We start from the raw sequence: 11,823 nt of genomic DNA, 5'->3' as shown, positions 1-11,823 counted from the left end.
TAGACGTCCACCAGAGGATGACCGGCCGGCCGGCCGGGGCGTCGCGGGACCTGCGCCGCGACGGGGGGAATGACACGCGTCGCACAACGGCGCCACCGTCGAAGCCAGACGCAGGACGACCCGTACGCCCGGCCGGGAGCACCCCGGACGGCACCGGTGAGACCCGGTAAGAGCCTGGGCACCCATCAGACAACGGACCAACGCGCTCGCCGCCGACGAGACGGGTCCGGTTCGAAGGGACCGCCCGGGCTCTCTTCCGTCCCGGCCCGTGGCGACCCCCATTCGTCTCCGCGCCCGCCAGGCGATACCGTTCCGCAGGAACGGACCACGCGACGAGGAGCACTGGTGGCGCAGGAGACGCTCGCCGAGGAGATCCCCGGCGTCGCCGATGACCGACCGCGGCGATCGATCCCCGCACGGCTGCGCCGGCCGGGCCTGGCGGTCCTCGCCGGCCTCCTGCTCGCCGCGGCCTTCCCGCCGATCGGCTGGTGGCCCCTCGCCCCGCTGTCGGCGGCGATGCTCGCCCTCATCCTGCGCGAGCGCCCCTGGCGCGGCGCGACCGGCCTCGGCCTGCTGTACGGCCTGGCCTTCTGCTTCCCCCTGTTCGAGGGGCTGCGGCCGGTCGGCATCGACGCGTGGCTGGCGCTGAGCGTCTTCGAGGCCCTCTACTTCGCGCTGCTGGGCACCGGTGTCGCCCTGGCCACCCGGCTGCCCGGCTGGCCGCTGTGGACCGCCGCGCTGTGGATCACCGAGGAGTTCGTCCGCGGCCGGGTGCCCTTCGGCGGCTTCCCGTGGGGCCGCCTGGCCTTCAGCCAGACCGCCTCGCCGCTCACCGGCCTCGCGCCGGTCGGCGGCGCGCCCCTGATCAGCTTCGTGACCGCGCTCATCGGCGGGCTGCTGGCCGCCGCCGCGCTGGCGGTCTGGGGCCGGCGCGAGGCGGCGCACGCCACGCGGACCGTCGCCCTGCTGCTGGCGGGCGTCCTCGTCCTGGCCCTGGCGGGGCTGCTCGTGCCCCGGCCGACGGCCGGCCGCCAGGTGACGGTCGCCGTCGTGCAGGGCAACGTCCCGCGCGCCGGCCTGGACTTCCTCGGCCAGCGCGAGGCCGTCCTGGACAACCACGCGCGCGAGACGCACCTGCTGGCCAGCGAGGTGCGCGCGGGCAAGGTCGCCCGGCCCGACATCGTGATCTGGCCGGAGAACTCCAGCGACCTGGACCCCTATCAGGACGCGCAGGCACGCCAGGTCATCGACGCGGCCGTCCGTGACATCGGCGTGCCCGTCCTGGTCGGCGCCGTGATCGACCACGGCGACGGCGAGCACGTGGAGAACCGCGGCATCGTGTGGGACCCCAAGACCGGCCCGGGCGCCTACTACGTCAAGCGCCACCCGCTGCCGTTCGGGGAGTACATCCCGATCTTCCGGAGCTTCCTGCGGAAGGTCATCACGCGCTTCGACATGGTCGGGGAGTTCGTCAAGGGCAAGACGCGCGGGTCGCTGCAGCTCGGCCCGGTGCGGATCGGCGACGTGATCTGCTTCGAGGTCGCCTACGACGGCCTCGTCCGCGACGTCGCGGACGCGCCGCTGCTCGTCGTGCAGACCAACAACGCGACGTTCGGGCGGACCAGCCTGCCGCCGCAGCAGTTCGCGATGTCGCGGCTGCGCGCGGTCGAGCACGGCCGCACGATGGTGGTGGCCTCGACGAGCGGGATCAGCGGCATCATCGCCCCGGACGGAAAGGTGCTGGACCGCTCCGCGGAATTCACACCCGTACTGCAGGTCGAGCGCGTACCACTCCGCTCGTCGCGTACGCTTTCCGATCATCTCGGCGCCACCCCGGAATGGGTGCTGGCGCTGCTTGGTTTCGCGGCGGCGGCGGTCGCCGCCTGGAGGACACGGACGAGCAGGGGGACCTAGCCGGTGGAGACCACGGAGGACGTCGGGCGGGTTCTCGTGATCATTCCGACGTACGACGAACGCGAGAACATCGAGGGCATCGTCGCGCGCGTCCGCGCGTCCGTCCCGGACGCGGAGATCCTCATCGCCGACGACGCGAGCCCGGACGGCACCGGCGAGATCGCCGACCGCCTGGCCGCCGCGGACGACCACGTGCACGTGCTGCACCGCACCGGCAAGGAGGGCCTCGGCGCCGCGTACGTCGCCGGGTTCGGCTGGGGGCTGGAGCGCGGCTTCGACGTGCTGGTGGAGATGGACGCCGACGGCTCCCACCAGCCCGAGGAGCTGCCGCGGCTGCTCAGCGCGCTGGAGGGCAACGACCTGGTGATCGGGTCTCGGTGGGTCAGCGGCGGCCGGGTGGAGAACTGGCCGAAGAAGCGCGAGGCGCTGTCGCGCGGCGCGAACACCTACTCCCGGATGCTGCTGGGCTTCCCCGTCCACGACTCCACCGGCGGCTTCCGCGCCTACCGCGCGACGACGCTGAGCAAGATCGGCATCGAGGACGTCACGTCGCAGGGTTACTGCTTCCAGGTCGACCTGACCCTGCGCACCGTACGCTGCGGCCTGCGGGTCGCCGAGGTGCCGATCACGTTCGTCGAGCGCACCCACGGGGCGAGCAAGATGAGCCGCGACATCATGGTCGAGGCGTTCCTCAAGCTCACCCAGTGGGGTCTCGAACACCGCGTCGGCCGCCTGACCGGCCGCCGCCCCTCCTGAAGTCAGACCTCCAGGGTGATCGCGGCCGTCAGGGCGCGCGAGACGCAGGGGTTGATCCAGGTGCCGGAGGCGTGCTCGGCCGGGGTCTGGACCTCGTCCCGGTGGTCGGGGACGCCCTCCAGCACCGGGGTCAGGCACGAGCCGCAGATGCCCTGCTCACACGAGAGCACCACGCCGTACCCGTGGCGTTCCAGGACCTCGGCGATCGTCTGATCTTCGGCGACCGTCATCCGCTCGCCGGTGGAGGCCGCGACCACGGTGAACGCCCCGCCGGCGGCGGTCGGCTCCGCGGGCCCGAACCGCTCGGTCCGTACGGCGGAGCCGGGCAGGCCCGCGGCGGTGGCGTGCCGCGTCACCGCGTCGAGGAAGCCGGGCGGGCCGCAGGCGTAGACGACGCCGTCCGGCGTGAGCCGCCAGTCCGGCGGCGCGGCGCGTACCGAGTCGCCGTCCGCGCTGGAGCGGGCACGGACCCGGTCGGCGAACGGCCGGGACGCGGCGTACTCCGCCAGCGGCATGGCGCCGCGGGCGTAGCAGTGCAGCTCATACGACGCGCCGCGGGCGTGCAGCGCCCCGGCCATGGCCAGCAGCGGGGTCACGCCGATGCCGCCGCCCACCAGGACGGCGTGGTGGGGCGCCTCCTCCAGGCGGAAGGTGTTGCGCGGGGCCGAGACGCGCAGCCGGTCGCCGACCCGCAGCCGCTCGTGGACGTGGCGCGAGCCGCCGCGTCCGCCCGGCTCGTGCTGGACGCAGATCAGGTAGCGGCTCCGGTCGGTGACGTCGAGGAGGGAGTACTGCCGTACGAGAGGGCCCGAACCGGACTCCAGGTGGACGTCGACGTGCGACCCGGGCTCGGCCGCCGGCAGCGGCCCGCCGCCGGAGGACCGCAGTTCCAGGAGCAGCGTGCGGTCGGAGGCGCGGGACTGGGCGTGGACGACCGTGTCGAGGAGCGCGGCGGTCATGCGGTGAAGAACCGGCTCAGGCCGAGCCCGCGCAGCGCGCGGCGGTAGGCGATGGAGGAGCGGTCGGCGGGGATGTGGACCTCCAGCCGGGGGTCCAGCGGAAGGTTCTCCGGTTTCTGCGCCTCGACCACGGCGCGGTCCTCCTCGAAGATCCACAGGTTGAAGTCGAGGACCTCCTGGGGGTCCTGGCCGGTGTCGAAGTTCTTCGCGATCGGGGAGAACATGCGCGTTCGCCGCGCGGAGACCGGTGAGGCGGCGTTCATGATGGACAGCCGCCCGCCGCCGGGGAAGTGCACGACCAGCGTGGCGGTGAAGGGGACGTGCAGCCGGAACCGGCGAAGCCAGAGGAAGCCCGGCTCGCCGACCTGGCTCCCGTGCGGGTAGTTGCCGACGGTCGACCGGTAGTCGGCGCCGAACCCGTCCTCGGTGGGGACCGGCTCGTACGGGGGGACCTCGACGTCGGAGGGGTCGCCGAAGGTCGCCTCGTGGACGAAGCCGAAGTGCGCCACGTCCAGGAACCCCTCCACCTGCCGGCCCGCGAACGCGGCGACGTCGAAGGCCGGGCAGGTCACCCGCTGGTACCCCTCGTCGTCCCAGTGGGGGACCGGGGGGATCGCGGCCCGCTCCTCGGGGTCGCCGGCCAGGCTCGCCAGGCACGTCCACACGAGGCCGTACCGCTCGACGGCGCCGTAGGCGCGCAGGTTCATCCGGGCCGGGATCTTGCTGTCGGGGTGAGCGGGGACGGAGACGCATCGGCCCGCGGCGGCGAAGCGCAGGCCGTGGTACGGGCACTTGATGCCCCGGCCGTCGTCGATGGCGCGGCCCTTGGAGAGGCGCATGCCCCGGTGCGGGCACAGGTCGTCGGCCACCACGACCCGGCCCTCGAAGCGGTAGGCGACCAGCGGCCGGTCCAGCAGGGTGACCCCGAGCGGCTGCTCGGTCACGTCCGCGCTGAGCGCGATCGGATACCAGAACCGGGCGATGATCTGCCAGTCGCCGGGATCGAAGGTGCAGCCGGGGGGAGGCGGTGGCAGGGTGCGGCCGGCGTACGGCAGCGGGCGTGCGAGGGCGTCGATGGACATGCGGAACTCCCAACGGTCGGCGAACGGGACGGGGACGTGTCCCGGTCGTCAGTGACCGTGGGCGACGTGACCGCGGGTCCAGGCGGTCACGTGGCAGACGCGGCGGAGGTCGAGGCACAGCCGTGTGGACACCGTCGCCTCGCCTCCCTTCGTCGCGCGTGGCCGTCATTCTGGACGACGGATGTGACGGGGGAGTTACACGATGTTGCGTCCGTGTTCACGCGCCCTGCTCGCCGGCGAGGCGTTCGCGGCAGGCGGCGGTCGGCTCGGCGAACGCCCTCCGCTGCCAGGCGCGCGAGCCCTCCAGCGGCGCGCGGTCCTCGCCGGTGAGGCGCGGCGACGCGCTGCGGCGGTCGCGTGCGGAGGCGTCGCGGACCATGCGGCGGGCGCGGGAGTGGTCGAGGCCGAACCGGAGGGCGACGGTGCGGAGAATCGCATACTTCTGATCGCCTACGGCGCGGGCCCGCGCCACGGCTGGAACCGTGAGATCGACCATCTCGGCGGTGGCCGTGGCGTCTACGTCCGCGACCCCCGCGGCCACGCCTGCGAGCTGTTCACCGCCGTCCCGTGACGGACTCCCGTACGGCCGAGGCCTCGATCGCCTGCTTCATCTCCGCCGCGCCGCGTTCGACGCGGATCCGGGTCTGGCGGCCAGCGTGTGCGGCAGCAGGTCGGTGGTCCAGATCAGCCGGCCGGCGTCCTCGCCCTCCGGGTGTACCTCGAACGAGGCGTGGTGGTGCTCGGTACGGGCGCCCGCGACGACGGAGTAGGCCAGGCGGTGGGCGTCGTCGTCGATCGCGAGGATCACCTCGCGGACCACGTGCCCGTCGGGAAAGGTCAGGAACCGCTGGTCACCCCCGAGGCGGGTTCCGGCGACCCGGCCGGGCAGCAGGCGCTCGTGCACCGCGCCGACGTCGCGCAGCACGTCCCAGATGTGCTCGGGGGAGGCGTCGATGACGATCTCGTGGCGGATGGAGGCCATGGTCCGGGAGACTCCTCATGATCGGGCCTGGAACTCCAGTGCGGCCCCGGGGACGGCCCTGACCGGCGCGGCGACGAACGGCTCACCGCGGTCCCGTGACAGTGGCGGCTCCTGTGACGCCCGCGGGCGCAAACGATGCCTTCCACGGGTCACAATGGAGCCATGCTTCCGGTCTCGCTGCTCATCGCCTTCCTGGTGGTCCCCATCCTGGAGATCTACGTGATCCTCCAAGTCGGGCACCTCATCGGCGGATGGCCCACAGTGGCGCTGCTGATCATCGAGAGCCTCGTCGGCGCCTGGATCGTCCGGCGCGAGGGCCGGCGGGCGTGGCGGGCGCTGACCTCGACGTTCCAGAAGGGCGGCCTGCCCGATCGCGAGCTCGCCGACGCCGCGCTGGTGCTCGTCGGCGGCGTGCTCCTGCTGACGCCCGGGTTCGTCACCGACGTCTTCGGGTTCCTGTTCGTGCTCCCCTTCACCCGCCCCGCCGTACGGTGGGCGCTGTCCGCGTACGTCGGGCGGCGCGTGCGGGTCGCGCAGAGTCGCGCGGCGGCCTCGTTCGAGGGCTTCGGGGGCACGCCCCGCCCCCGGGACGGGTCAGGCCCGCAGGAGGGCTCTGCGGCGGGCGCGGGCGGCCCTGGCGTCGTACGCGGAGAGGTGATCGAGGAGGATCGCGATCCGCGCTGAGCGTGAAACGCCGCGGGCCGCGCCGCCGAGGGGTTTGGCGGCACGGCCCGTCAAAGGCGTGTTCGGTCGCTACGCGGTCCTTCTGCGCTGGGCGCGAAGCACCGCGAGGCGCTCGGCGAGGACTTCCTCCAAGTCTTCGATCGAGCGGCGTTCCATGAGCATGTCCCAGTGGGTACGCGGCGGTTTGCCCTTCTTGGACTGCGGCATCTCGCCATCCACCATCAGGGCCGTGGCGCCGCAACTCCGGCATTCCCAGGTCATCGGCACCTCGGCCTCGGCGGCCAGGATGACGGTGAACCGGTGGCCCTTCGGGCAGTCGTACATGACCTCCTGACGGGGTGCCAGGTCGGTGTTTCGATCGTTCTCGTAGCTCGTGGCTCCGAGTCGGGTGCCGCGAAGTGCGCGCTCGGCCATCGTGACGTGCCTCCCAGACGGCTTGCGTTCTCTTAGTGGAGCAACGCTGGATACCGTCACAAGATTCCCCGAAGCTACGGCGTTCAACCCCAGGTCTTTGCAGTGGAATCTCGCCGATATCGCCGAAAGTGTCCGGCCCCCTGAGCCCGCAGTGGCGGGCGCTCTCCGGTGACGCGCGACGCCCTCACCGTACGCTCGTCGCCGCATGTATCCGGGGCGACACGTAACGCTGACCCGGGTCGTCCGCGACGCGTCCGGCCGCGTCTCATCACCACGGGACGAAGGGAGGACACGTCATGCGCACCATGCGCACCATCGCTCTCACCACACTCGCCGCGCTCGCCCTCACCGGTTGCGGCGCGGCGGCGCCCTCGAGTCCGCAGGCGTCGACACCGGCACGGCCCCGGGTACGGCTGATCAAGGTCCCGGCCGTCGTCGGCAGGAACCACCAGCTCGCGCAGAACACGATGCAGGCCGCGGGGCTCTACAACCTGCGCGAGAAGGACGCGACCGGCCGGGGCCGCCTGCTGATCTGGGACCGGAACTGGGTGGTGGTGCGGCAGAGCCCGCCGGCGGGCCGCCGCGTCCGGCCCGACACGGTCATCACGCTGTACTCCAAGAAGATCGGCGAGTAGCGCTCACCGGGCCGCCCGGTGTCCGTCGGGCGCGGCGGGGAGGGGGTTGCCGGCCTCGCGGATGCCGCGCGGCAGGTCGACGGTGAGCAGGAGGGCGAAACCGGCGACGAAGAACACCACGAGCGAGACGATCGCGCTGCGGTAGCTGTCGGTGAGCTGCAGCGCGACCGCGAACACGAACGGCCCCAGCCAGCTGGTGCCCTTGTCGCTGATCTCATAGAAGCCGAAGTACTCCGCGGTGCGCTCGCGCGGGACCAGGTGGGAGAACAGCGACCGCGACAGCGCCTGCGTGCCGCCCAGGACCGTGCCGATGGCGCCGGCGAGCAGGATGAACTCCACGGCCGACCCGGTCTGCAGCGTGTAGCTCACCAGCACCACGGCCGTCCAGGCGACCAGCGCGACGAGGATGACGCGCTTGGTGCCGTGGCGCTGGGCGAGCCGTCCCATCAGCAGCGCCCCGCCGAACGCCACGAACTGCACGAGCAGCACCGCGCCGATCACGACCGACTGGCCGAGGTCGAGCTCGTCGGTCGCGTACGTGGACGACAGGGTGATCACCGTCTGCACGCCGTCGTTGTAGAGCAGGTAGGCGATGAGGAACATCAGCGTGACCGGCCTCCCGCGCAGGTCCCGCAGGGTCGAGCCGAGCTGGGCGAACCCGGCCCGTACGGCGCCGAGCGCGGACTCGCCGGTACGGACGCGGTGGCGGTCGCGCAGGCGGCGCAGCGGGATGAGCGTGAACGCGGCCCACCACAGGCCGGCCGAGGCGAGGCTGATCCGCACCGCCATGCCCTCCGACAGCCCGAAGGCGTCGTGCTGGAGGTACAGGACGAGGTTGAGGACGAGCAGCAGGCCGCCGCCGAGGTAGCCGATGCCCCAGCCGCGTGAGGAGACCGCGTCGCGTTCGTCGGCGGTGGCGATGTCGGGCAGGAAGGAGTTGTACGCGACCGAGGAGCAGCCGAAGGCCAGGTTGCCGACGATGAGCAGGCCCGCGCCGAGCAGGTAGCGGCCGCCGCCGGCGAAGTACATGCCGATGGTGGCGAACGCGCCGATGTAGGCGAAGACGGCGAGCGTGCCGCGTTTGCGCCCGGTGTGGTCGATGATCGCGCCGGTGGCCGGCAGCAGGACGACCTGGACGATGACGGAGATGGTGACGGCGAACGGGAAGACGGCCTTGGCGCGGACGTCGAGCCCGAAGGGGTGCACGAAACCGTCGGCGTCCGCGGCGGCCTTGGCGACGGAGGTGAGGTACGGGCCGAGGAAGACCGTCAGGACGGTGGTGGAGAAGGCGGAGTTGGCCCAGTCGTAGAAGTACCAGCCGCGCTGCTCGCGGCGCCGCTCGCCGTCCGCAGGCCCGGCGGCGCGCTCCTCGACGCGCGCGGGCTCGCTCATGTGCTGGCCGTCGCCCAGAGCCCGCGGGCCTTCATGATCTCGCGCAGCGTCTCGATCTCGTCGGTGATGATGCCGTCGACGCCGAGGTCGAGCAGGTGCCCCATCGCGGCGGCGTCGTTGACCGTCCAGACGTGGACCTGCAGCCCGAGGGCGTGCGCGGCGGCGACGAGGGCGGGCGTGACGAACGGCGCCCGCCCGAGCCGGTGGGGCACCTGGGCGCACGGCGCCGCGGTCGCGGCCGGGCGCAGGGGAGCGGCGGCCCGGCCCGCGAGGGAGCAGGCGCGCAGCGCGGCCACGCCGCGGGGGCCGAGCGCGGCGCAGACCTCACGCCCGGCGAGTACGCGCATGCGGGCGCGTACGTCGCGCAGCCGCCGGGAGGAGAAGGAGGTGACGCACACCCGGTCCCAGGAGTTCGTCCGGCGCAGCGCCTCGGTGAGCGGCACGATGGCGTTCTCGGCCTTGACGTCGATGTTGAAGCGGGCCCGGGGCCAGGCGCCGAGGACGTCCTCGAGCAGCGGGATCGGCTCGCGCCCGCCGACGCGGGCCTGGGACACCTCGGAGTGGGGCAGGCGCGCGATGTCGCCGCGGCGGTCGGTGACCCGCTCCAGGTCCTGGTCGTGGAAGGCGAGCAGGACGCCGTCGGCGGTGGCGCGTACGTCCGTCTCCAGGTAGCGGTAGCCGAGCTCGACGGCGTGCTCGAAGGCGGGGAGGGTGTTCTCCAGGCCGTCGCGCGCACCGCCGCGGTGCGCGAACGGGATGGGCCCGGGATGGTCGAGGAACGCGTACTCCGGTGACACGTGCCCGAGTATGACGGCTCGCGGCGCCGGAACGCGATTCGCCGCTCGAACCTTACTGTGTAAAGGCGGCGGGCCGTGACCGCACGCCCCGTACCGGCCGGCGACACGTCGCCCCGGCCGGCGGCGACCTGGCGTTCTCCACGTGCGACATGTGGCTTTTGGGCTAGGTTGTGTGTCCGCTGTGGCCCGCGAGGGCCGTGACTCCGAACTGGAAGGCTCGTGAACATGGCGGACGCCAGCACCTACGCGGCAACGTTCGAGATCGTCGACGCCAACAAGGACGGCCACATCTCGGCCGCCGAGCTGAAGCAGCTCATGTCGGCGCTCGGCGAGGAGATCACCGACGAGACGGCCGCCGGGGTCGTGAAGCAGATGGACCAGAACGGCGACGGGGAGATCTCGCTGCAGGAGTTCTCGGACTACATGGCACGGTCCTGAGGCACGGCGGGGCGGCTCAGCCGGCCCATTCGCGCCGCCGGGTCTCGGCGAGGGCGATGGCGGTCGCGACGGCGACGTTGAGGGAGCCGACCCGCCCGACCTGGGGGATGTAGGCGACCGCGTCGGCGGCGGCGAGGAGAGCGGGGGAGCAGCCGTGGTCCTCCCCGCCGACGGCCAGGCAGACGTCGCCGTCCAGGGGCGCCTCGTGCAGGGGCACGGCGTCGCTCGTTAGCTCGACCGCGATGATGCGGAACCCGGCCAGGCGGGCGGCGTCGGCGGCCTCGGTGACGGGCACGGCCGGGTCCCAGGTGACGAGGCGCTCGGTGCCGAGCCCGGTCTTGCGGGCGTTGGGGTGGGTCGGGGGAGTGGCGTTGCCGGCGAGCCACAGATGGTCGACGCCGAACGCCGCGGCCGAGCGCACGATCGAGCCGATGTTGAACGGCTGGGTGACCGACTCCACCAGCAGGCCCAGGCGGCTCTCGGTACGGCGCCGCCAGCCGCGGTTGAGGCGTTTGACGTCGGTGGCGCGCAGCTGCCTGCGGGCGTCGGTGGTCACGGCGTTCCTTCGGTCTGATCGGTGGTCTGGCCGGTGTTCTCGGCGGCGCGGACGGCCAGGACGCGGTACCCGGCGCGGGAGGCCAGGCGCTCGGCGGGCCAGCCCCGCTCGCCGAGCCAGCGCTGAAGGGAGTCCGAGCCGAGGTTCTTCTGCACGACGAGGTGGGCGACGCCGCCGGGGGACAGGCGGGCGAGCCAGGTGGTGAGCAGCGCGTGCAGGGCGGGCTTGCCGACGCGGATCGGCGGGTTGGACCAGATCGCCGCGAACCGCAGGCCGGCCGGGATCACGTCGTCCAAGCTGAACCTTACATTGTCAAGGCCGGCGGCCTGGGCGTTGGCCCACCCGCATTCGAGCGCACGCTCGTTGACGTCCACGCCCCAAACGATCGCCTGCGGCGATCGAGCCGCCATGGTGAGGGTGATGGGCCCGTACCCGCAGCCGAGGTCGAGCAGGTCACCGGTGGCCGGCGGTGGCGGCACGGTGTCCAGCAGGACACGTGTGCCCAGGTCGACGCGGTCGGGGGAGAACATGCCCCGGTCGGTCGCCAGCCGGAAGTGCAGATCGGGCAGGACGAGGTCGACGGTGCCCGGGCGGCTCTGGGCCTGCGGCCGCTTCGCGAAGTAGTGCTCCCCCACGTCGGCAGACCGTACCAGCGCCGGGCGCGCGACCTGGAACCCGGAGTTGGTGGGGGTAGCGTCAGGGGCGGCTCGGGGGAATCCCTGATGGCGTTCGCGCCCCCGTACCCGCATCATCAAGATATGACGTATGAACCGGATGTGCCGCGCCGCTCGGACTCGACCTGGATCGCGGTGGGAGCGGCCTCACAGGGGCCCTGGCCGGCCGCGCTTGCCGGGGGAGCGGTGGCGGGCGGGCTCGACCTGGCCCTGCACGTGCTGGGCGGTCACCTGACCGTGGCCGGGCCGCTGTCCTTCGGCCTCGCGGTGTTCTTCCTCATCGGCGCCGGCGGCGCGCTGCTGCGCCGCGGCCATGACCGTACGCGGGCGTGGGCGCAGCAGCACCCGTGGTCCTACGCCCTGGTGCCCGGGGCCGGGACGGCGGCGACGGTGTTCGCCTCATTCCTGCTGTTCAGCGGCGACGGGCCGTTCGGCAGCCTGTGGGAGGGCCTCAGCGACGGCCTCGGCGTGCTGCTCCTCATCGCGATCATCGGGTACGTCTCCCGCGGCGTACGCCCCGCCTCGCGCCGCTGAGCGGCC

At 72.8% G+C, this 11,823-nt stretch carries 15 protein-coding genes; 7 read left to right on the top strand and 8 right to left on the bottom strand.

Going from position 1 to position 11,823, the window contains the following annotated elements:
• The first annotated feature begins 345 nt into the window (after positions 1–345).
• Both lnt and QWU11_RS27270 read left to right on the top strand, forming a co-directional pair.
• Positions 346–1,914 carry an apolipoprotein N-acyltransferase gene (lnt, locus tag QWU11_RS27275; RefSeq protein WP_290117277.1) on the top strand — a complete coding sequence of 523 codons (1,569 nt, stop codon included), beginning with the start codon at positions 346–348 and terminating at the stop codon, positions 1,912–1,914.
• A gap of 3 nt (positions 1,915–1,917) precedes the next feature.
• Positions 1,918–2,670, top strand: coding sequence for a polyprenol monophosphomannose synthase (locus QWU11_RS27270; protein ID WP_290117276.1), 753 nt, complete (start codon positions 1,918–1,920; stop codon positions 2,668–2,670).
• Between the two features lie 2 nt (positions 2,671–2,672).
• On the opposite strand, the gene QWU11_RS27265 is transcribed toward QWU11_RS27270, so the two are convergent.
• Both QWU11_RS27265 and QWU11_RS27260 read right to left on the bottom strand, forming a co-directional pair.
• Positions 2,673–3,629, bottom strand: coding sequence for a PDR/VanB family oxidoreductase (locus QWU11_RS27265; protein ID WP_290117275.1), 957 nt, complete (start codon positions 3,627–3,629; stop codon positions 2,673–2,675).
• A complete protein-coding gene (locus QWU11_RS27260) occupies positions 3,626–4,711 on the bottom strand; it encodes an aromatic ring-hydroxylating dioxygenase subunit alpha (RefSeq protein ID WP_290117274.1) in 1,086 nt (361 codons plus the stop codon). The genes QWU11_RS27265 and QWU11_RS27260 overlap by 4 nt, the downstream gene beginning before the upstream one ends.
• Before the next feature lie 202 nt (positions 4,712–4,913).
• On the opposite strand from QWU11_RS27260, the gene QWU11_RS27255 reads away from it, so the two are divergent.
• Complete coding sequence (locus QWU11_RS27255; RefSeq protein WP_290117273.1) at positions 4,914–5,282, top strand: hypothetical protein; 369 nt, start codon at positions 4,914–4,916, stop codon at positions 5,280–5,282.
• Between the two features lie 36 nt (positions 5,283–5,318).
• Here the strand turns inward: QWU11_RS27255 and QWU11_RS27250 are convergent, their stop codons facing one another.
• On the bottom strand, positions 5,319–5,693 hold the full coding sequence (locus QWU11_RS27250; protein ID WP_290117272.1) for an SRPBCC family protein: 375 nt from the start codon (positions 5,691–5,693) through the stop codon (positions 5,319–5,321).
• 162 nt (positions 5,694–5,855) lie between these two features.
• Here QWU11_RS27250 and QWU11_RS27245 point away from each other — a divergent pair, with 162 nt between their 5' ends.
• Positions 5,856–6,377: an FxsA family protein gene (locus QWU11_RS27245; protein ID WP_290117271.1), complete on the top strand. Its 522-nt coding sequence runs from the start codon at positions 5,856–5,858 to the stop codon at positions 6,375–6,377.
• 69 nt (positions 6,378–6,446) lie between these two features.
• Here the strand turns inward: QWU11_RS27245 and QWU11_RS27240 are convergent, their stop codons facing one another.
• On the bottom strand, positions 6,447–6,791 hold the full coding sequence (locus QWU11_RS27240) for an RNA polymerase-binding protein RbpA (protein WP_290117270.1): 345 nt from the start codon (positions 6,789–6,791) through the stop codon (positions 6,447–6,449).
• A gap of 296 nt (positions 6,792–7,087) precedes the next feature.
• Between QWU11_RS27240 and QWU11_RS27235 the strand changes: the two genes are divergently transcribed.
• Positions 7,088–7,426, top strand: coding sequence for a PASTA domain-containing protein (locus QWU11_RS27235; protein ID WP_290117269.1), 339 nt, complete (start codon positions 7,088–7,090; stop codon positions 7,424–7,426).
• Between the two features lie 3 nt (positions 7,427–7,429).
• Here the strand turns inward: QWU11_RS27235 and QWU11_RS27230 are convergent, their stop codons facing one another.
• Positions 7,430–8,818 (bottom strand): MFS transporter, encoded by a 1,389-nt coding sequence (locus QWU11_RS27230; RefSeq protein WP_290117268.1) that lies wholly within the window; start codon positions 8,816–8,818, stop codon positions 7,430–7,432.
• Positions 8,815–9,615 carry a glycerophosphodiester phosphodiesterase gene (locus QWU11_RS27225; RefSeq protein WP_290117267.1) on the bottom strand — a complete coding sequence of 267 codons (801 nt, stop codon included), beginning with the start codon at positions 9,613–9,615 and terminating at the stop codon, positions 8,815–8,817. The genes QWU11_RS27230 and QWU11_RS27225 overlap by 4 nt, the downstream gene beginning before the upstream one ends.
• A 225-nt stretch (positions 9,616–9,840) precedes the next feature.
• Here QWU11_RS27225 and QWU11_RS27220 point away from each other — a divergent pair, with 225 nt between their 5' ends.
• Entirely contained in the window at positions 9,841–10,053 is a 213-nt protein-coding gene (locus QWU11_RS27220) for an EF-hand domain-containing protein (protein ID WP_290117266.1), read from the top strand.
• A gap of 16 nt (positions 10,054–10,069) precedes the next feature.
• Here the strand turns inward: QWU11_RS27220 and QWU11_RS27215 are convergent, their stop codons facing one another.
• Both QWU11_RS27215 and QWU11_RS27210 read right to left on the bottom strand, forming a co-directional pair.
• Positions 10,070–10,609 carry a TrmH family RNA methyltransferase gene (locus tag QWU11_RS27215; protein WP_290117265.1) on the bottom strand — a complete coding sequence of 180 codons (540 nt, stop codon included), beginning with the start codon at positions 10,607–10,609 and terminating at the stop codon, positions 10,070–10,072.
• Entirely contained in the window at positions 10,606–11,244 is a 639-nt protein-coding gene (locus QWU11_RS27210) for a methyltransferase (protein WP_290117264.1), read from the bottom strand. The genes QWU11_RS27215 and QWU11_RS27210 overlap by 4 nt, the downstream gene beginning before the upstream one ends.
• A gap of 123 nt (positions 11,245–11,367) precedes the next feature.
• Here QWU11_RS27210 and QWU11_RS27205 point away from each other — a divergent pair, with 123 nt between their 5' ends.
• Positions 11,368–11,817: a hypothetical protein gene (locus QWU11_RS27205; protein WP_290117263.1), complete on the top strand. Its 450-nt coding sequence runs from the start codon at positions 11,368–11,370 to the stop codon at positions 11,815–11,817.
• The last annotated feature ends 6 nt before the right edge of the window (positions 11,818–11,823 follow it).

Source organism: Actinomadura sp. DC4 (assembly GCF_030406325.1).
Taxonomy (GTDB): domain Bacteria; phylum Actinomycetota; class Actinomycetes; order Streptosporangiales; family Streptosporangiaceae; genus Actinoallomurus.
This window is presented reverse-complemented; position numbering and strand designations above follow the sequence as displayed.

Bases quoted from the DNA above. Each gene is read 5' to 3' on its own strand.
- QWU11_RS27260 (WP_290117274.1), bottom strand. From the start codon at position 4,711: ATGTCCATCGACGCCCTCGCACGCCCGCTGCCGTACGCCGGCCGCACC.
- QWU11_RS27265 (WP_290117275.1), bottom strand. From the start codon at position 3,629: ATGACCGCCGCGCTCCTCGACACGGTCGTCCACGCCCAGTCCCGCGCC.
- QWU11_RS27205 (WP_290117263.1), top strand. From the start codon at position 11,368: ATGACGTATGAACCGGATGTGCCGCGCCGCTCGGACTCGACCTGGATC.
- QWU11_RS27255 (WP_290117273.1), top strand. From the start codon at position 4,914: ATGTTGCGTCCGTGTTCACGCGCCCTGCTCGCCGGCGAGGCGTTCGCG.
- QWU11_RS27235 (WP_290117269.1), top strand. From the start codon at position 7,088: ATGCGCACCATGCGCACCATCGCTCTCACCACACTCGCCGCGCTCGCC.
- QWU11_RS27245 (WP_290117271.1), top strand. From the start codon at position 5,856: ATGCTTCCGGTCTCGCTGCTCATCGCCTTCCTGGTGGTCCCCATCCTG.
- QWU11_RS27250 (WP_290117272.1), bottom strand. From the start codon at position 5,693: ATGGCCTCCATCCGCCACGAGATCGTCATCGACGCCTCCCCCGAGCAC.
- QWU11_RS27230 (WP_290117268.1), bottom strand. From the start codon at position 8,818: ATGAGCGAGCCCGCGCGCGTCGAGGAGCGCGCCGCCGGGCCTGCGGAC.
- QWU11_RS27220 (WP_290117266.1), top strand. From the start codon at position 9,841: ATGGCGGACGCCAGCACCTACGCGGCAACGTTCGAGATCGTCGACGCC.
- QWU11_RS27240 (WP_290117270.1), bottom strand. From the start codon at position 6,791: ATGGCCGAGCGCGCACTTCGCGGCACCCGACTCGGAGCCACGAGCTAC.